Below are 16,993 nucleotides of genomic sequence, written 5' to 3' on the forward strand. Positions count from 1 at the left end.
TACACCAGTCTGTTAAAATCTGATGTGCTTTCTGTTTTGTTAGTATTTAAGTAAAATAACAATTTGGGGGAAGTTTATCCCGCTATTTTAGGGCAGCCCGATTGGTGAGGGCTCATAATCAGTGGGGGGGATGAAGAAAACCCTCACTGATTAAAGTTTCACTTAGTATGCATCGTTTTACTGTTAATTAACTTAATTGTAAATGTGGAAGTAACGTTTCTAATTCATTTACATTCATAGAGTAATAGACTTTTTTGAAGGGATTAAAATCCAAGGACCTTCATTCCTTTGCCGTGTTTTTCGTTGTATTCGGCATAAATGTCATGTATTTCAGTTGCAAATGGAGTATTTCTTCTGAGCTTGGCATAAGGAATAAGAGTGAAAGAGAATTGAATTGCTATTTTTAGCATTCTTGCAATTAAATATAAATGATAAAAATGCTCTCCAATAGACCATTTTTCATTCTGGGGGAGATACCATAGTTGTTCTTGAGATAGTGTGAATGGAGATAAGGAAGGAAGTGGTTTCTTTGGACATGTAATGTATGAAAATGTTTTGAGATGTTTTCCGATTGCATATTTTTATATCTTCCACAATTTTTTCCTCATTATAACATGTTTCGTGTGGATGTAAGTCAGCCTAGAGCAATCTGTTCTAGGCTGACAGTTTTATCAATTAATCGTACTTATGTCGATCTTCCGTAATTCGAATATACTCAATATCCATCAAATCTCGAAGTAATGCACCGTTACTTAGTTCCACACCATGTTTTTCTTTGAAATGTGTGCGAATCGTATCTAACATTTCGATTTCTTTCCCATTTACATCTAAAATAATACGTTCATAATCATCCATATTAGCCTCCTCCTTTCCTAAACACATATATTTTGTCCGCTTATTTCTAAAAAATGTATGTTAAAATAATGTTAGGAAATGAGAAAGGGATGGAAAATGAGTCGTATTTATTTGGTAGGGTTAATTTTATACACGCTAATTGTATTACACGTAGCATTCCCGAGTATATTTTCATTTGAGAATGTAGAAACAGTACACGTGGCGTTATTTACCTTTACTTTATTTTTGATAGATTGCTGTATTTCGATATGGCTTTTGAAAAGAAAACATGTACAAGATAAAAAAGAAATAGAACGGAAAAAGAGAAAACATTCATTTTGGATGACAACGTATTGTTTTTCTTTAGTAATTATTGCTGCTTTTTTTAGTGAGAATGTTCCGTTAGAAAGAGTAAATATCGGATTTGGAGCGATGATATTTGCATACTATTTTTTCATGCACTTCCTTCCTTATATGGAAGAAAAGCGAGGAGGAGAGGAAGATCCGCTTATAGAAGAAGCGAAAGAACAAGAGCATGAGAGAATAGAAGAAGATATGAAGAAACTTGGAGAACAAAAGTGGTATTTAAAATCTAAAATCATATATGTTCTTTGCTTTATTACGCCGCCAATCGGTTATTTGTATATGTTCTTCGTAAAAAATGACAGAAGATGCAAGGCGATCTTATTTAACGATAGCGACAATAATGATGGTGTTATGGTCTTTGAAATTCTTTCCCCCTTATGTACTTGCGGTTGTCATTGTTGTCGTGGTTTGTCTTGTATTTATAGTGAAATATGTGAAATAAGTTGTAGTTGTAGGTGTCTTCTCAGTAGGAGTTATAGATATAATTGATGCTGCCGATGGAATTACAGATGAGGTAGACAGTGATAGTGTAGCGCAAACATCAGCTCCAGAAGCAACGGATGTAGAGTATATAGCAGAGGGAAATCCGAATACTCATCATGTAACACCCCATGAAAGAGTTTTACCCGACAGGAGTACAACATGGGTAGATGGTGATGTAAATACACAAGATGGCTGGGAGCAGCATAATCCGGATTACAGAATTCCTAAAGTAGAAAAATAAATAGGGTAGATAAGAGGAAGCCTCTTATCTACCCTAATTTATTTTTATGAATTAAAGCTCACCTTGCTCTTCATCACCGCGAACAACAAGGACATCGCATTTTGCATAGCGAATAATATGTTCAGAGACGCTACCAATTAAGAAGCGCTCTACAGCATTTAAACCAGTGGCACCGCACATGATTAAGTCTACTTTATGTTTGGGAGCAATTTCTTTTGAAATTTTAGATTTTGGATTACCGAATTCTAGTACAGTTTCTACCTTTTCAAGACCTGCTTCTAGTGCCGTTTTTTTGTAGTCTTCTAATAAGTCTTCTGCAAAAAGATTAGCACGTTCAGCAATCGCACGGCTATATGCTTCCACTGCAGAGTAAGCTTTCACATCAACGATATGAGCAATTGTTAGTGTCGCATTGTTACGTTTCGCGACTTGAATTGCTTTTTTAAAAGCTTTTTCAGCCTCTTTAGAACCATCTACAGCAATTAAAATATTTGTATATGTATTAGTCATAGTAAATTCCTCCCAATTGATTTTATAACCCTTTACAACTTAATTATAAAACAAATTCTGGTAATATACGTAAAAAAACGTTACAGAATTTTGAAAAGTTTGTTTTGATTCTTTTTAGTTGTAATTGCAGCAAGAACTTGTTACATATGGAGTATAGTAATTTAAAAGGAGGCATGTTTGTGAGACACGCGCTCATTACAGCCGGTACAAAAGGTTTAGGAAAGCAAGTAACAGAGAAATTATTAGCGAATGGACATTCTGTAACAGTCACATACCATAGCGACAGAAGCGCTGTAGAGGAAATGAAAGAAAAGTATAATCATATAGAAGAACGTCTACAGTTTATACAAGCGGATGTCACGAAGAAAGAAGATTTACATAAAATAGTAGAAGAAGCGACAAAACGTTTTGGTAAGATCGATTTTTTAATTAATAATGCGGGTCCTTATGTGTTTGAACGAAAAAAATTAGTGGATTATGAAGAACAGGAATGGAATGAGATGATTCAAGGAAATTTAACGGCGGTATTTCATCTGTTAAAACTCGTTGTTCCAATTATGAGAAGGAATCAATTTGGTCGCATTATTAATTATGGATTTCAAGGGGCCGATAGTGCACCGGGATGGATATATCGTTCAGCTTTTGCAGCAGCAAAAGTAGGGCTTGTTTCATTAACGAAGACAGTTGCTTATGAAGAAGCAGAATATGGTATTACAGCAAATATGGTTTGCCCAGGTGATATTATTGGTGAGATGAAAGAAGCAACAATTCAAGAAGCGCGCATATTGAAAGATAAGCGTACGCCAATTGGTAGATCAGGAACAGGTGAAGATATCGCACGTACCATCTCATTTTTATGCGAAGAAGATTCTGATATGATTACGGGTACAATTATTGAAATAACAGGGGCAGTTGATGTAATTCATCGATATCGACAAAAGTAAATAAAGTGAAACTTTAATCAGTGGAGGTTCTTCATCCCCACTGATTATGAGCTCTCACCAATCGAGCTGTTACGGGCAGCCCTACTCCCACCTATCTTCCTTGCTTCTTTCTGAATCTTGAGGTGGGAGTCTTACTGCCCTAAAATAGTGGGATAAAATCTATCGGAAAACTTGTGTTATTTTTTGTAAAATATTGAAGGATTATGTTAGAATATAGGGGCATAGAAAGCGTTTTAAAAAATGATTTAGGGGTCATTTCATAACTCAAGGGGGAATTAATAATGCGTATCGGTATTCCAACAGAAATTAAAAACAATGAAAACCGTGTGGCAATGACGCCAGCTGGTGCTGTACATCTTGTACAAAATGGTCATGAAGTTTTTGTTCAAAAAGGTGCAGGTTTAGGTTCTGGTTTTACAGATGAAGAATACGTACAAGCTGGAGCGAAACTTGTTGAAACTGCTGAAGAAGCATGGAATCAAGATATGGTTATGAAAGTTAAAGAACCGATTGAAAGCGAATATAAATATTTTAGAGAAGGTTTAATTTTATTCACATATTTACATCTAGCTCCAGAACCTGAGTTAACAAAGGCTTTAATTGATAATAAAGTGATATCAATTGCTTATGAAACAGTACAATTAGATAATCGTTCTTTACCATTACTTGCACCGATGAGTGAAGTAGCAGGTCGTATGGCTGCACAAATTGGAGCGCAGTTCCTTGAGAAAAATAAAGGCGGCAAAGGTATTTTACTTGCAGGCGTTCCAGGAGTAAAACGTGGGAAAGTAACAATTATCGGTGGCGGTCAAGCTGGTACAAACGCAGCGAAAATTGCGGTTGGACTAGGTGCGGATGTAACAATCATCGACTTAAGTGCAGAACGTCTTCGTCAATTAGATGACATTTTCGGAAATCAAGTAAAAACGTTAATGTCTAATCCTTACAATATTGCACAAGCTGTAAAAGAATCTGATCTTGTAATCGGTGCAGTATTAATTCCAGGTGCAAAAGCGCCAAAACTTGTAACAGAAGAAATGATTCAATCAATGGAACCAGGTTCTGTGGTTGTTGATATCGCGATTGACCAAGGTGGTATTTTCGAAACAACGGATCGCATTACAACTCATGATAACCCAACTTATGAAAAACATGGCGTTGTGCATTATGCAGTTGCAAACATGCCAGGTGCGGTTCCACGTACATCAACTCTTGCATTAACAAACGTAACAGTACCATATGCGGTACAAATTGCAAACAAAGGCTACAAACAAGCTTGCCTAAGCAATACTGCATTATTAAAAGGTATTAACACATTAGATGGCTATGTAACATTCGAAGCAGTTGCAGAAGCTCATGGCTTACAATACGCTGATGCGAAAGAGCTGCTTGAAAAAGCTCCTGCTTTATCATAATAAATATTGGGTGAGGCCCTTCTTGTGATAAGGAGGGCTTTTTGTTTAGAAATTCCTTGAAATGTTTTTTTCTTGCTAATACGATTCCTCTTATGATAGTTTGAAATGATGTATGTGAGCTAGTAAACTAGGTTTTCAGCATCCGATAGAATACGTTTGATATGTACGTAAGAAAACGGAGGAATAAAGATGAATGTCGAATGAACAAGATTCAAAGTGAAGCCAGGAAAAAGTCATCGTGTAGATGAATGGATGCAGCTTCTTAATGACAATATGAAAGAAGTGCTTTTGACACTAAACGACGAAAAAATGTATGTAGAGACAATTTTCCGGGAAATAAGAGATGGAGAAGAGTACTTATATTGGTATTCTGTACAAGGAGAAGGGGGGACTCTTGTCGAAAATTCTCATCATGAAATTGATAAAAAGCACTTAGCATTTTGGTATGCATGTATTGATGAAGAAGCACCAGCTGTCGATATGAAAACAGAAGTTATAATGATTCAAGATGTTGTCAAAGAAGCGATGAAAGAATAGAATGATAGTTTGTATATAAGCAGAAAAGCGCATCAACATAGATGGGCTTTTTTCGTTAAGATGCAATTGGTAAAAAAGATGAATGAAATAATTTACAAAAGATATACTAATATATAGGATATTGCAAGAGTCGTAATAGTTGAGAAATATTGATTACATTCCATTAATGTGAATAATCAGAAAATTTATGGTATAATATAGGAAAAGGGGGCTTATATGAGGCAAATACATGGAGCAATCTACATCTATATAACACTGTTTTTTATTGGAGTGTCTTATTACTTAGAGCATTCATACTCGCACCCAATTTTAACTTTTTTGAGCGGGACTTGTATGGTTATAGCGATTTTTGTACATCTTTTCTCAGTTTGGATTGTAAATTTTCAAGTGAATATTAGTAAGATGAAAGAAGGCACTTTTTGAGTGCCTTCTTTTTATCATTCTTAACTGCTGAATTTTGAGGTGAGGGTCTTATTGCCCGCAAATAGCGGGATAAAACTTTTAGGGGGGGGATGAAATGAGGGGAAAGAGCTCAATGGTTTGGGTATTTGTTTTTTTAAGTATTTTCCTTACAGTACTCACATCATGTGCATCTACATTTCCATCTAAACAAATCGCTACTGTAGAAGGGTATGTCATAGTGGGAAATGATAATGTATATTTCATCACGAATAAAAAATTTGAAACAAAAGCAGAGTTTCAAGAGTATATAGAAGAGCGACTACATGAGAAGTTTCCAACTGACACTGTTTTGAAATTTGTTGATAGCAGCACATATCAGCAGTTGAAATCAGGATATAAAATAAAAGTATGGTTTTCTCAAATACTTGAGAGCTATCCAGCCCAAATGATTGTTGAGAAGTTTGAGGTAGTAGATAAAAAGGTAGCATTCTCGCTACCTTTTTTTATTTCACAAACTGCAATTCTTTCGGGAATTTTGTTAAAATTTCTGTTCCGTCTTTTGTGATGTAAATATCATCTTCAATTCGAACTCCGCCTACATTTGGTACGTAAATTCCTGGTTCAATTGTGAAGACCATGCCTTCTTTTAATGGAGATTCGTTTCCTTCTTTTACATCTGGATATTCATGTACACTAATACCAAGGCCATGGCCGAGGCGATGCGGGAAGAAGTCTCCGTAGCCAGCGTCTGCAATAACAGAACGGGCAGCGCGGTCGATAGCACCGAGTGTAACGCCCGGTTTACATGCTTCAATTGCTTGTAGTTGTCCAGATAGTACGGTGTTATAAATACGCGTTTGTTCTTCAGAAATATCGCCGAATGCGACTGTGCGTGTAATATCAGAACAGTAACCATCAATAATTACACCTAGGTCGAATAGAACGAAGTCACCGCGCTTCATTTTGTTAGCGCCTGGTACACCGTGAGGTAGAGCTGAATTCGCTCCAGTTAAGACCATCGTGTCGAATGACATTTTATGTATACCTTTTTTCTTTAGTTCATGTTCGATAATGGCTAGTACTTCTAATTCACTACGATTTTCTTTAATGGCCTCTACACCAATACCGACAGCATAATCAGCCATATGAGCAGCTTCACGTAAAATAGAAAGTTCTTTTTCATCTTTAATTAAACGAAGCTCACGCACTTTTTCTTCTGCAGAGTGAAAAGTTGCATTTGGGAATAATTCTGTTAATGCTTCATAGCGTTCCACATTTAAGTGTTCTTTTTCAATTGCAACTGCATTTGCTTTGATACTGCGGTCTTTCAATATTTTTGCAATCATATCCCACGGTCTGTCAGTATCAGTAAATCCAATAATTTCGTGTGTCCATCCAGCGTTTCGTGCTTGATTTTCTTCCATTTTCGGACAAATTAAAATAGGTTCTTGTTCTTGGAATACAAATAGACCGAGTAGTCTTTCGTGCGGTTCGCAATGGAAGTTCGTCATGTAGAAAACGTTTGGTGTAGAAGTTAAGAAGGCTGCTTCTACGTCTTGTTCTTGTAGCCAGTGCATGAATTTTTCTAATCTAGTATTCATCGATCGACACCTCCGAGATTTCAGTTACATATATAACTTTACATCGGATGAAAGAGTTATGACAAGTAAATAGATGTTAGAAAAGACAGGAAATTGTGAAATCATGTAGAATAAAAGGTGTGAGTAAGGAGGAATGTAACAATGAAAATATCTTATCACGGGCATTCAGTTGTAAAGATTGAAACGAATGGAAAAGCGATTGTAATTGACCCATTTTTAACAGGAAATCCGAAAACAGATTTAAAAGCGGAAGATGTAAAGGTAGATGCGATTCTTTTATCGCACGGCCATGGAGATCATGTGGGTGATACAGTCGAAATTGCAAAGTGGAATGATGCGATTGTAGTAGCTCCTTTTGAACTAGCGACGTTTTTAGGATGGCAAGGTGTGAAGACGCATCCAATGCATATCGGTGGGGCGCATGAATTTGATTTTGGAAAAGTAAAGTTTACGCAAGCATTCCATGGTTCTAGCTACATCGATGAAGAGAATAAGACGATTACATATACAGGAATGCCAGCTGGGATTTTATTTACAGCAGAGGAGAAAACAATTTATCATGCAGGAGATACAGCATTATTTTCTGATATGAAATTAATTGGAGATCGTAATGATATTGAATTAGCATTTTTACCAATTGGTGATAACTTTACAATGGGACCAGAAGATGCCGCGTTAGCAGCGAAATGGATTGATGCGAAAACAGTTGTGCCGATGCATTATAATACGTTCCCGGTTATTGAACAAGACCCACATCGCTTTGTTGAAAAACTAACAAACTGTACAGGGAGAGTATTAGAAGTGGGAGAAAGTATTACACTATAGAAAAGAAACCCTTCATTTGATTGAACAAGTGAAGGGTTTCTTTATGTATGAAAAATAGGTGTAAGAATTCATTTGTTATATGGAAAATAGTACAGATATATAAAGAGAGTGTGTAACAGTTTTGAAAATATAGTATACTAAACATACAATACATGAAGAATTTAGGGAAAAGAAAGTATGGTGAAACCATTTGGCTACCAAACATAACCAAATTTTAGAGCATATTAATAACTTGCCAGTAGGGCATAAAATTTCTGTCCGTCAAATTGCGAAGGATTTAGGTGTCAGTGAAGGAACAGCATATCGCGCAATTAAAGATGCAGAAAATAAAGGGTATGTAAGTACGATTGAACGCGTGGGAACAATTCGAATTGAACAAAAGAAGAAAGAAAATATTGAAAAACTGACATATGCAGAAGTCGTTAACATTGTCGATGGCCAAGTGTTAGGTGGGAGAGAAGGATTACATAAGACATTAAATAAATTCGTAATTGGCGCAATGAAATTAGAAGCGATGATGCGCTATACAGAAGCTGGGAACTTATTGATTATTGGGAACCGTACAAATGCGCATCAGCTTGCACTAGAAAGAGGAGCTGCTGTATTAATTACAGGTGGGTTTGATACGGAAGATTATGTGAAGAAATTAGCAGATGAATTGAGGTTGCCGATTATTTCAAGTAGCTATGATACATTTACGGTGGCGACACTAATTAATCGCGCGATTTACGATCAGCTTATTAAAAAGGAAATCGTACTTGTTGAAGATATTTTAACACCAATTGAAGAAACGTTATATTTAAAGCCAGATGATAAAGTGGAGAGATGGCATGCTTATAATAAAGAAACGATGCATGGACGTTATCCAATCATCGATGACAATAAAAAAGTATTAGGAATCGTAACGTCAAAAGATATGATTGGGGTTGCAAAAGAAACACCGATTGAGAAGGTCATGACAAAGCAACCGATTACAGTGAATGGAAAAATGTCTGTTGCTGCGGCAGCACGTATGATGGTTTGGGAAGGAATTGAAATGCTTCCTGTGGTGGATGAAGGAAGCAAACTGCAGGGAATTATTAGTCGTCAAGATGTACTTCAGGCATTGCAAATGATTCAGCGTCAGCCACAAGTAGGAGACACAATTGATGATATCGTAACAAGTCAATTTGTAAATCAAAAAGAAACAAAACATGAACAAAATTATCAATTTTCAGTAACGCCACAAATGACGAATTCATTAGGAACGTTATCTTATGGTGTATTTACAACGATTGTAACAGAGGCGACCAATCGTGTGATTCGAGCGCAAAAGAAGAGTGATTTAATCGTTGAAAATTTAACGATTTACTTTGTAAAACCGGTCCAAATTGATCATATCGTATCAGTTCATCCAAAGGTATTAGAAATTGGTCGTAAATTTGGAAAAGTTGATGTCGAAGTACATCATGAAGGAAATGTTGTGGGGAAAGCACTGCTTATGGTGCAGTTAATTGATCGATAAATAGAATGAAAAAAGAAGCGTGCAGGACTTTCATAGCAAGAGTCGTATAAAAAATGTCGTTTGAAGCGGAATAATTGCACTTTCACATGCAAGGAAATCTATTGTATGTACATTCAGCTTTTGTTGTATAGATCGATTGTGAAATTGAAAAGAAATAAAAAAGCATCTGCTCAAATAGCCGATGCTTTTTTACATTACATTGTTTTATAGGCTTCTGCTTCTTTTACAGCTAGAGGTAAGAAATGCTTATATTGACGGAAGCCATTTAAAATACTTGCAATGCCAAATAAGAGAAATAATGCGCCGACAATGATTCGGGCAGTAGAAAGCTCTAGGAAAAATTGATTGAAACCAAATAAAGCAACAAATGAACCGAGTGCCATTGCCGACTTTCCGGAAAGCCAGCCTTTCTCCATTGGACGGTTTGTACGAAAATATTTTGTTTTATAGAAAAGATACAACATAAATGAGATGATAATACAAAAGACTAATACTGGCATAATACAATCCTCCATTATTTTGCATATTCTGTTTCTCCGCAGAATGACAAGTATAAGTGAAAAATCTAAACTTTCTGATTTATATTATAAAGGAATTGTTCGCATGTATGAAATATTTTCCGCTATAATGGAGAATAAAGTGAAAATAGGGTATATAAATATCGATTGATACAAAGGAGATTATACATATGCATGAACAAATTTTAGCGGCAATCCAAGAGTTTGATACAATTATTATTCATCGTCATGTGCGTCCAGATCCAGATGCACTAGGATCTCAATGTGGACTGGGCACAATGTTACAAGAATCGTTTCCAGAAAAAAATATTTATATGGTTGGTTACAATGAACCGTCTTTATCGTATTTACGAGTAATGGACGAGATTGAAGATAGTGTATATGAAAATGCACTTGTTATTGTTTGTGATACAGCCAATCAGGAACGTGTTTGTGATCAGCGCTATACAAAAGGGAAGATGTTAATTAAAATTGATCATCATCCAAATGAAGACCCGTACGGGGATATTACATGGGTGGATACAACAGCAAGCTCTACAAGTGAATTAATTTACGAGTTTTATTCTTATGGGAAAGAGAAAGGCTTAAAAATGACAGCGGAAGCAGCGCGTCTTATTTTCGCAGGAATTATTGGAGATACAGGACGTTTCTTATTTCCGAATACAACCGCAAAAACGTTCCGCTATGTCAGTGAACTTGTCGAAATGGGTGTTACATTTACTGAATTATATGATGAGATGTATAAAACGAAAGAGAAAATCGCTCGTTTAAACGGCTACATTTTACAAAATTTTACGATGACAGAAGAAGGTGCGGCCTACATTAAGTTAACGAAAGAAATATTACAACAATTTGATGTGCTTCCTTCAGAAGCATCTGGTGTTGTAGGAGCGCTTGGTAATATTGATGGATTGAAATCATGGGTTCTGTTTTTAGAAGAGGACGATGTTATTCGTGTTCGTCTTCGTTCAAAGGGACCTGTTATTAATACTTTAGCAATGCAATATAATGGTGGGGGACATCCGATGGCTTCTGGTGCGAAAGTATCTTCTTGGGAAGAAGCAGATCGTCTTTTTGAAGATTTACGTGTCATTTGCAAGTAAGTAGAGGGAATGCTATCGTTGTTGGAATTATTTCAATAGACTGAGGAGAAAAGTAGAGCGAAAAGGCTCTACTTTTCTTTTTCTATATGAACACTAATTTCAAGTACAGTATCAAAAGAAATCATGTCGACTTTAAAGCGATACATACGGTCATAATGTTTATAGGTTTTATTTTCAATTAATTTTTTGAGCAGTTCTTTATTTTTAGCGATACTTTGAATATTTTTCGTTAAAAGATGCTGGAGGTCGTTATGAATAGAAGTAGTCATGTTCTCAAGTGTAAGGTTGTCTAAGTCATATTTTTCCCCGTTGATAATTTTTATTTTAATTTCTTGAATTGTTAAGAGTCGTTTATTCTCCTTATTCAGTTTATCTTGATCTTCAAGAAGCACACGTAGTTTTTCTTCTTGTTTATTTATAATGTATTTTTGTTCTGCAATTTGACTAGCTTGTTCTTGCTGGAAGATGCCATATATGTAGAGGAAGATAAACCAGCTAATTACACCGCCAACAGCAGCACCAGCTAAAAATAAATACCATCGTTTGGCAGTAGAAGCGCTGGGAACTCTCATACATGCTCCTGTGTTAACCATTTAATAATAATAAGACCAGTTTGCATGCCACCTGTTGCAAAGAAGATAAGTAAAATTTGTTTCACAATATCTTTCATATCTCCCTCAAAAAAACTTCTCTCAAAGCTATAAAATGTATCAAAAGTACCACCAATTGCCGCTACCAGTGCCCAAATTCGTAAGTTTTGTGCGAATTGATTGATGTAGGTAAGGGCTGGTTTGCCAATAAGAAATGCTCCAATTCCTCCGATTAACGAGCCGCCGAGTAGGACCCCAAAGGCAATAAAGTAACTAATAATAAGAAGAGAGAAAAAAGTTTGTTCTCTTATGTCCATTGTCATTCCCCTTTCCTCATCATATATATGGACAAAGTGTGAGAAGTATGTTTTGATTTCCCCTTTCCTCATCACCTATAATGAAAGTAGTCAAATAGGTAAAGAGAGGGTACAACAGTGAAGTTTGTGCATTTACAATGTCAAACCGTTTATAGTTTGTTAAAAAGTGCTTGTAAAATTGATGAACTTGTGGCTAGAGCGAAAGAACTTGGGTTTTCAGCTCTTGCAATTACAGATGAAAACGTGATGTACGGAGTTATTCCATTTTATAAAGCATGTAAGAAGATGGGGATAAAGCCGATTATCGGATTAACAGCTTCCGTTTTTAATGAGGAAGAAGAACTCGCTTATCCACTTGTTTTATTGGCTGAAAATGAAGTAGGTTATCAAAATCTATTGAAAATTTCTAGCACCATTATGACAAAGTCTAAAGATGGAATTCCAAAAAAGTGGCTTGTCCATTATGCGAAAGGATTAACCGCAATTTCACCAGGGAAAGATGGAGAAATTGAACAATTATTATTGCAAGGAAAAGATGAGCGTGCAGAAGAAGTTGCCCGCACGTACCAAAATATGTTTGGCCATTTTTATATGAGTGTGCAGCATCATGCAATTCAAGATGAATTATTGTTGCAAGAAAAAATAGAAGAGTTTGTCAGAAATATGAACATTCCAATCGTGGCAACAAATGATGTTCATTATATTAATCAAAACGATGCACTTGTGCAAGAATGTTTATTATCTGTCCAGAGCGGTACAAAAATGACGGATCCGGATAGGCCAAGGTTGAAAACGGATCAGTACTATTTGAAATCATCCGCTGAAATGGAAGCCTTATTTTCTCATGTGGAAGAAGCACTTCGTAATACCATTCATATTGCAGAACGTTGCCATGTAGAAATTCCATTTCATGTGAATCAATTACCGAAATTTCCTGTTCCTACTAATGAAACGAGCGATGCTTATTTGCGCCGAATGTGCGAAGAGGGGCTATATAAACGCTATGGAACGCCAAAAGAGGTACATGTGAACCGTTTATATCATGAACTTGAAGTTATCTCTCGCATGGGGTTCAGTGATTATTTCCTCATCGTATGGGACTTTATGAAATATGCACACGAGAATAGGATTTTAACAGGGCCAGGACGTGGATCGGCAGCGGGTTCACTTGTCGCATATGTACTAGAGATTACAGATATTGACCCAATTGCATACAATTTATTATTTGAAAGATTTTTAAATCCAGAACGTGTTACACTTCCGGATATTGATATTGATTTTCCTGATGTAAGACGCGATGAAATGATTCGTTATGTAAAGGATAAATACGGCCAGCTTCGTGTTGCTCAAATTGTTACGTTCGGAACACTGGCTGCAAAAGCAGCAATCCGTGATATTGCTCGTGTAATGGGATTGCCGCCTCGAGATATTGATTTGTTCTCTAAACTGATTCCATCGAAACTTGGGATTACATTGAAAGAAGCTTATGAGGAGTCAGAAGCACTTCGTGATTTTATTCAAGGAAATCTTTTGCATGAACGTGTGTTTGAAATTGCAAAACGTGTGGAAGGATTACCGCGTCATACGTCTATCCATGCAGCTGGCGTTATTATGAGTCAAGAGCCCCTAACAAAAAGTATTGCGATTCAAGAGGGGCATAATGACGTATATGTAACGCAATATCCAGCGGATGTTTTAGAAGAACTTGGACTCCTAAAGATGGACTTTTTAGGGTTGCGCAATTTAACATTGCTTGAAAATATTCTTACTTTTATTACAACAACGACTGGAAAACAAATTGATATAAGGAATGTATCGCTCCAAGATGAAAAGACATTTCAATTGCTCGGAAGAGGAGATACAACAGGGGTATTTCAGCTTGAATCAGGTGGAATGCGAAATGTACTTCGCGGGTTAAAGCCAAATGAATTTGAAGATATCGTTGTCGTCAACTCTTTATATCGCCCAGGACCGATGGAACAAATTCCAGTCTTTATTGAATCTAAACATGGAAGACGAAACATTCAATATTTACATCCAGATTTGAAACCGATTTTAGAGAGTACATATGGTGTAATTGTTTATCAAGAACAAATTATGCAAATTGCTTCTAAATTAGCTGGATTTTCACTTGGAGAAGCGGATTTACTTCGCCGTGCAGTCAGTAAAAAAAGTCGAGATATTTTAGAGGAAGAGCGAAAGCATTTTGTGCAAGGTTGTTTACAAAATGGATATGATCAAACATCTGCAGAGCAAATTTACGATTTAATTGTTAGATTTGCAAATTACGGTTTTAACCGAAGCCATGCGGTGGCCTACAGTATGATTGGGTATCAACTTGCATATTTAAAAGCGAATTATCCACTTCAGTTTATGACCGCTCTATTATCCAGTGCAATTGGAAATGAAGATAAGATTACGCAATATATACGCGAAACAAAACGCAAAGGTTTCTGTGTTTTGCCGCCATCACTTCATAGAAGTGGCTATCATTTTCAAATTGAAGGGAATGCGATTCGTTATAGCCTTCTTTCCATTCGAAATATTGGGATGGCAACAGTGACTGCTTTGATTGAAGAAAGAGAGAAAGCGCCGTTTCAAGATTTATTTGAGTTTTGTCTTCGAATGCCAGTGAAATTTGTAACAGAGCGCAATTTAGAGGCGTTTGTTTGGTCTGGTTGTTTCGATGATTTTCAAGTTTCACGAACAACTTTGTTTAACAGCATAAAGGGTGCTCTAGAATACGCAAGTCTTGCGCGTGAATTAGGAGAAGAAAGTGTACCAAAATCAGTTTACGTGCAAGGGAAAGAGTTGTCTTTTATCGAACAATTGAATAAGGAAAAAGAAACGCTTGGTTTTTATTTATCAAGTTATCCGACAGCTCAGTATGCAAGTTTAGTAAAAGAATTAGAAATCCCTTCTCTTGCGCAAGCAATGAGACAAAAAGGAAAAGTACAACGCGCGATTGTTTACATTACAAGAGTGAAAATAATTCGCACAAAAAAAATGCAAAAAATGGCATTTGTTACGTTTTGTGATCAGAATGATGAAATGGAAGCGGTTGTTTTTCCAGAGACATACATTCATTTTTCAGAAAGGTTACAAGAAGGAGAAATTGTTCTTGTTGAGGGAACGGTAGAATCTAGAAATAATAAATTACAGTGGATTATAAATGGGCTGTATTCATTAGAACAAATGGATGTATATAACGAAATGAAAGAAGCATCCATTTATGTCAAATTACCTTCGCAGTACGATAAGAAGTTATTCAATCAAGTTACAAAAATATTATTTCACTATTCAGGTTTTGCGAAAGTACTAATTTATTATGAAAAGGAACATAAAGTGGTACAATTATCTCGTAGTTTGTCAATCCATCCGAGCGAGGAATGTTTAAGAACACTTCGTGAAATTGTCGGCAAAGAAAATGTGGTCGTAAAAATATAATGGACAACGCCCCTATAGTTCGATTATTATAGTAGTAGTGTTCGTGGTCAGACCACTCGGAAAAATTGATAGCAGCAAGAATAATTTGAGGAGAGTGGATAGTTTGTCAACACTTCGTGAAGAAGCACTTCACATGCATAAAGTGCATCAAGGAAAATTAGAAACTGTATCAAAAGTGAAAGTAGAAAATGCAAAAGACTTAAGTCTTGCATATTCTCCAGGGGTTGCAGAACCTTGTAAAGAAATTTATGACGATAAAAGTAAGGTATATGAATATACAATGAAGGGAAACATGGTAGCTGTTGTAACAGATGGGACAGCAGTACTTGGTCTTGGGAATATTGGACCAGAAGCATCTCTACCTGTAATGGAAGGTAAAGCGGTATTATTTAAGAGCTTTGCTGGCGTAGATGCATTCCCGATTGCTTTAAATACAAACGATGTAGAAAAAATTATTGAAACTGTAAAATTAATGGAGCCAAACTTTGGCGGTGTAAACTTAGAAGATATTGCAGCTCCAAACTGTTTTATTATTGAAGAACGCTTGAAAAAAGAAACGAATATTCCTGTATTCCATGATGATCAACACGGAACAGCTATCGTAACAGTGGCAGGTCTTGTAAATGCTCTGAAGTTAGTTGGAAAGAAAATGTCTGATATTAAAGTCGTGGCAAATGGTGCAGGTGCAGCGGGTATTGCGATTATTAAACTTTTATACCGCTACGGTGTGCGCGACATTATTATGTGTGACCGTAAAGGAGCGATTTACGACGGCCGCCCTGTTGGTATGAATCCAGTGAAAGAAGAAGTTGCAAAATATACAAATAAAGACCGTGTAGAAGGTTCTTTAACGGATGTTATAAAAGGTGCGGATGTATTCATCGGTGTATCTGTAGAAGGTGCATTAACGGAAGAAATGGTTCGTACGATGAATAACGATGCGATTATCTTTGCAATGGCAAATCCGGTTCCAGAAATCATGCCAGAAGCAGCAAAAGCAGCGGGTGCAGCGGTTGTTGGAACGGGTCGTTCTGACTTCCCGAACCAAGTAAATAATGTGTTAGCATTCCCTGGCATTTTCCGTGGTGCACTTGATGTACATGCTACCCAAATTAATGAAGAAATGAAAATGGCAGCTGTAGCGGCTATAGCAGAGCTTGTAACAGCTGATGAATTAAATGAAGACTATATCATTCCGGCGCCATTTGACGCGCGTGTAGCGCCTCAGGTAGCGGCTTATGTAGCGAAAGCTGCAATGGAGACAGGGGTAGCTCGTCGCCAAGTAGATCCAAATGAAGTTGCTGAGAAAACAAAACGATTAGCGTTGATTGGTAACGAATAAGCGAGGAGTTTTAA

The 16,993-nt window shown here is 36.5% G+C and carries 16 protein-coding genes and 2 pseudogenes; 11 read left to right on the forward strand and 7 right to left on the reverse strand.

Going from position 1 to position 16,993, the window contains the following annotated elements:
* Positions 1 to 208 precede the first annotated feature (208 nt).
* Positions 209 to 577: pseudogene (locus MR059_RS02965) on the reverse strand (DinB family protein); the annotation flags it as partial.
* A gap of 98 nt (positions 578 to 675) precedes the next feature.
* Entirely contained in the window at positions 676 to 855 is a 180-nt protein-coding gene (locus MR059_RS02970) for a hypothetical protein (protein ID WP_012095762.1), read from the reverse strand.
* Between the two features lie 96 nt (positions 856 to 951).
* Between MR059_RS02970 and MR059_RS02975 the strand changes: the two are divergent.
* Positions 952 to 1,642, forward strand: a pseudogene (locus MR059_RS02975) (hypothetical protein).
* Positions 1,643 to 1,975: 333 nt separating this feature from the next.
* Here the strand turns inward: MR059_RS02975 and MR059_RS02980 are convergent.
* Positions 1,976 to 2,434: a universal stress protein gene (locus MR059_RS02980; protein WP_012095760.1), complete on the reverse strand. Its 459-nt coding sequence runs from the start codon at positions 2,432 to 2,434 to the stop codon at positions 1,976 to 1,978.
* 146 nt (positions 2,435 to 2,580) lie between these two features.
* On the opposite strand from MR059_RS02980, the gene MR059_RS02985 reads away from it, so the two are divergent.
* The 5 genes from MR059_RS02985 (at position 2,581) to MR059_RS03005 (ending at position 6,297) form a co-directional block, all read left to right on the forward strand.
* On the forward strand, positions 2,581 to 3,378 hold the full coding sequence (locus MR059_RS02985; RefSeq protein ID WP_012095759.1) for an SDR family oxidoreductase: 798 nt from the start codon (positions 2,581 to 2,583) through the stop codon (positions 3,376 to 3,378).
* Between the two features lie 281 nt (positions 3,379 to 3,659).
* Positions 3,660 to 4,793: an alanine dehydrogenase gene (gene ald, locus MR059_RS02990; protein ID WP_012095758.1), complete on the forward strand. Its 1,134-nt coding sequence runs from the start codon at positions 3,660 to 3,662 to the stop codon at positions 4,791 to 4,793.
* Positions 4,794 to 5,009: 216 nt separating this feature from the next.
* Positions 5,010 to 5,330: a DUF6176 family protein gene (locus MR059_RS02995; RefSeq protein WP_012095757.1), complete on the forward strand. Its 321-nt coding sequence runs from the start codon at positions 5,010 to 5,012 to the stop codon at positions 5,328 to 5,330.
* 216 nt (positions 5,331 to 5,546) lie between these two features.
* On the forward strand, positions 5,547 to 5,753 hold the full coding sequence (locus MR059_RS03000) for a hypothetical protein (protein ID WP_041810068.1): 207 nt from the start codon (positions 5,547 to 5,549) through the stop codon (positions 5,751 to 5,753).
* 94 nt (positions 5,754 to 5,847) lie between these two features.
* Positions 5,848 to 6,297 (forward strand): DUF3221 domain-containing protein, encoded by a 450-nt coding sequence (locus MR059_RS03005; RefSeq protein WP_012095756.1) that lies wholly within the window; start codon positions 5,848 to 5,850, stop codon positions 6,295 to 6,297.
* Here the strand turns inward: MR059_RS03005 and pepQ are convergent.
* The gene (gene pepQ / locus MR059_RS03010) at positions 6,236 to 7,333 is read right to left on the reverse strand and encodes a Xaa-Pro dipeptidase (protein ID WP_087099282.1); all 1,098 of its coding nucleotides are present in this window, start codon (positions 7,331 to 7,333) and stop codon (positions 6,236 to 6,238) included. The two genes, MR059_RS03005 and pepQ, sit on opposite strands and share 62 nt — an antisense overlap.
* A 141-nt stretch (positions 7,334 to 7,474) precedes the next feature.
* Between pepQ and MR059_RS03015 the strand changes: the two genes are divergently transcribed.
* Both MR059_RS03015 and MR059_RS03020 read left to right on the forward strand, forming a co-directional pair.
* Positions 7,475 to 8,158 (forward strand): metal-dependent hydrolase, encoded by a 684-nt coding sequence (locus MR059_RS03015; RefSeq protein ID WP_242161526.1) that lies wholly within the window; start codon positions 7,475 to 7,477, stop codon positions 8,156 to 8,158.
* Positions 8,159 to 8,348: 190 nt separating this feature from the next.
* Positions 8,349 to 9,662 (forward strand): CBS domain-containing protein, encoded by a 1,314-nt coding sequence (locus MR059_RS03020; RefSeq protein ID WP_012095753.1) that lies wholly within the window; start codon positions 8,349 to 8,351, stop codon positions 9,660 to 9,662.
* A gap of 194 nt (positions 9,663 to 9,856) precedes the next feature.
* On the opposite strand, the gene MR059_RS03025 is transcribed toward MR059_RS03020, so the two are convergent.
* Entirely contained in the window at positions 9,857 to 10,162 is a 306-nt protein-coding gene (locus MR059_RS03025) for a YtpI family protein (RefSeq protein ID WP_012095752.1), read from the reverse strand.
* A gap of 188 nt (positions 10,163 to 10,350) precedes the next feature.
* On the opposite strand from MR059_RS03025, the gene MR059_RS03030 reads away from it, so the two are divergent.
* Positions 10,351 to 11,283 carry a DHH family phosphoesterase gene (locus MR059_RS03030; RefSeq protein WP_012095751.1) on the forward strand — a complete coding sequence of 311 codons (933 nt, stop codon included), beginning with the start codon at positions 10,351 to 10,353 and terminating at the stop codon, positions 11,281 to 11,283.
* A gap of 68 nt (positions 11,284 to 11,351) precedes the next feature.
* Here MR059_RS03030 and ytrI read toward each other — a convergent pair whose 3' ends face one another.
* Together ytrI and ytrH are read right to left on the reverse strand one after the other, a co-directional pair.
* A complete protein-coding gene (gene ytrI, locus MR059_RS03035; protein WP_012095750.1) occupies positions 11,352 to 11,855 on the reverse strand; it encodes a sporulation membrane protein YtrI in 504 nt (167 codons plus the stop codon).
* Positions 11,852 to 12,190, reverse strand: coding sequence for a sporulation membrane protein YtrH (gene ytrH / locus MR059_RS03040; protein ID WP_012095749.1), 339 nt, complete (start codon positions 12,188 to 12,190; stop codon positions 11,852 to 11,854). Before ytrH ends, ytrI begins: the two co-directional genes overlap by 4 nt.
* A gap of 117 nt (positions 12,191 to 12,307) precedes the next feature.
* On the opposite strand from ytrH, the gene dnaE reads away from it, so the two are divergent.
* Together dnaE and ystJ are read left to right on the forward strand one after the other, a co-directional pair.
* Complete coding sequence (dnaE, locus tag MR059_RS03045; protein WP_087099278.1) at positions 12,308 to 15,637, forward strand: DNA polymerase III subunit alpha; 3,330 nt, start codon at positions 12,308 to 12,310, stop codon at positions 15,635 to 15,637.
* A 133-nt stretch (positions 15,638 to 15,770) separates the two neighbouring features.
* Positions 15,771 to 16,979 carry an NADP-dependent malic enzyme gene (ystJ, locus tag MR059_RS03050; RefSeq protein ID WP_162208216.1) on the forward strand — a complete coding sequence of 403 codons (1,209 nt, stop codon included), beginning with the start codon at positions 15,771 to 15,773 and terminating at the stop codon, positions 16,977 to 16,979.
* Positions 16,980 to 16,993 lie beyond the last annotated feature (14 nt).

This window comes from Bacillus cereus group sp. BfR-BA-01522 (genome assembly GCF_022662635.1).
GTDB classification, from domain to species: Bacteria; Bacillota; Bacilli; order Bacillales; family Bacillaceae_G; genus Bacillus_A; species Bacillus_A cytotoxicus.

What these genes read in the sequence shown, in the direction of transcription:
- MR059_RS02970 (WP_012095762.1), bottom strand. Translation starts at nt 855, where the DNA reads ATGGATGATTATGAACGTATTATTTTAGATGTAAATGGGAAAGAAATC.
- MR059_RS02980 (WP_012095760.1), bottom strand. Translation starts at nt 2,434, where the DNA reads ATGACTAATACATATACAAATATTTTAATTGCTGTAGATGGTTCTAAA.
- MR059_RS02985 (WP_012095759.1), top strand. Translation starts at nt 2,581, where the DNA reads ATGGAGTATAGTAATTTAAAAGGAGGCATGTTTGTGAGACACGCGCTC.
- ald (WP_012095758.1), top strand. Translation starts at nt 3,660, where the DNA reads ATGCGTATCGGTATTCCAACAGAAATTAAAAACAATGAAAACCGTGTG.
- MR059_RS03000 (WP_041810068.1), top strand. Translation starts at nt 5,547, where the DNA reads ATGAGGCAAATACATGGAGCAATCTACATCTATATAACACTGTTTTTT.
- MR059_RS03005 (WP_012095756.1), top strand. Translation starts at nt 5,848, where the DNA reads ATGAGGGGAAAGAGCTCAATGGTTTGGGTATTTGTTTTTTTAAGTATT.
- pepQ (WP_087099282.1), bottom strand. Translation starts at nt 7,333, where the DNA reads ATGAATACTAGATTAGAAAAATTCATGCACTGGCTACAAGAACAAGAC.
- MR059_RS03015 (WP_242161526.1), top strand. Translation starts at nt 7,475, where the DNA reads ATGAAAATATCTTATCACGGGCATTCAGTTGTAAAGATTGAAACGAAT.
- MR059_RS03025 (WP_012095752.1), bottom strand. Translation starts at nt 10,162, where the DNA reads ATGCCAGTATTAGTCTTTTGTATTATCATCTCATTTATGTTGTATCTT.
- MR059_RS03030 (WP_012095751.1), top strand. Translation starts at nt 10,351, where the DNA reads ATGCATGAACAAATTTTAGCGGCAATCCAAGAGTTTGATACAATTATT.
- ytrI (WP_012095750.1), bottom strand. Translation starts at nt 11,855, where the DNA reads ATGAGAGTTCCCAGCGCTTCTACTGCCAAACGATGGTATTTATTTTTA.
- ytrH (WP_012095749.1), bottom strand. Translation starts at nt 12,190, where the DNA reads ATGGACATAAGAGAACAAACTTTTTTCTCTCTTCTTATTATTAGTTAC.
- ystJ (WP_162208216.1), top strand. Translation starts at nt 15,771, where the DNA reads ATGCATAAAGTGCATCAAGGAAAATTAGAAACTGTATCAAAAGTGAAA.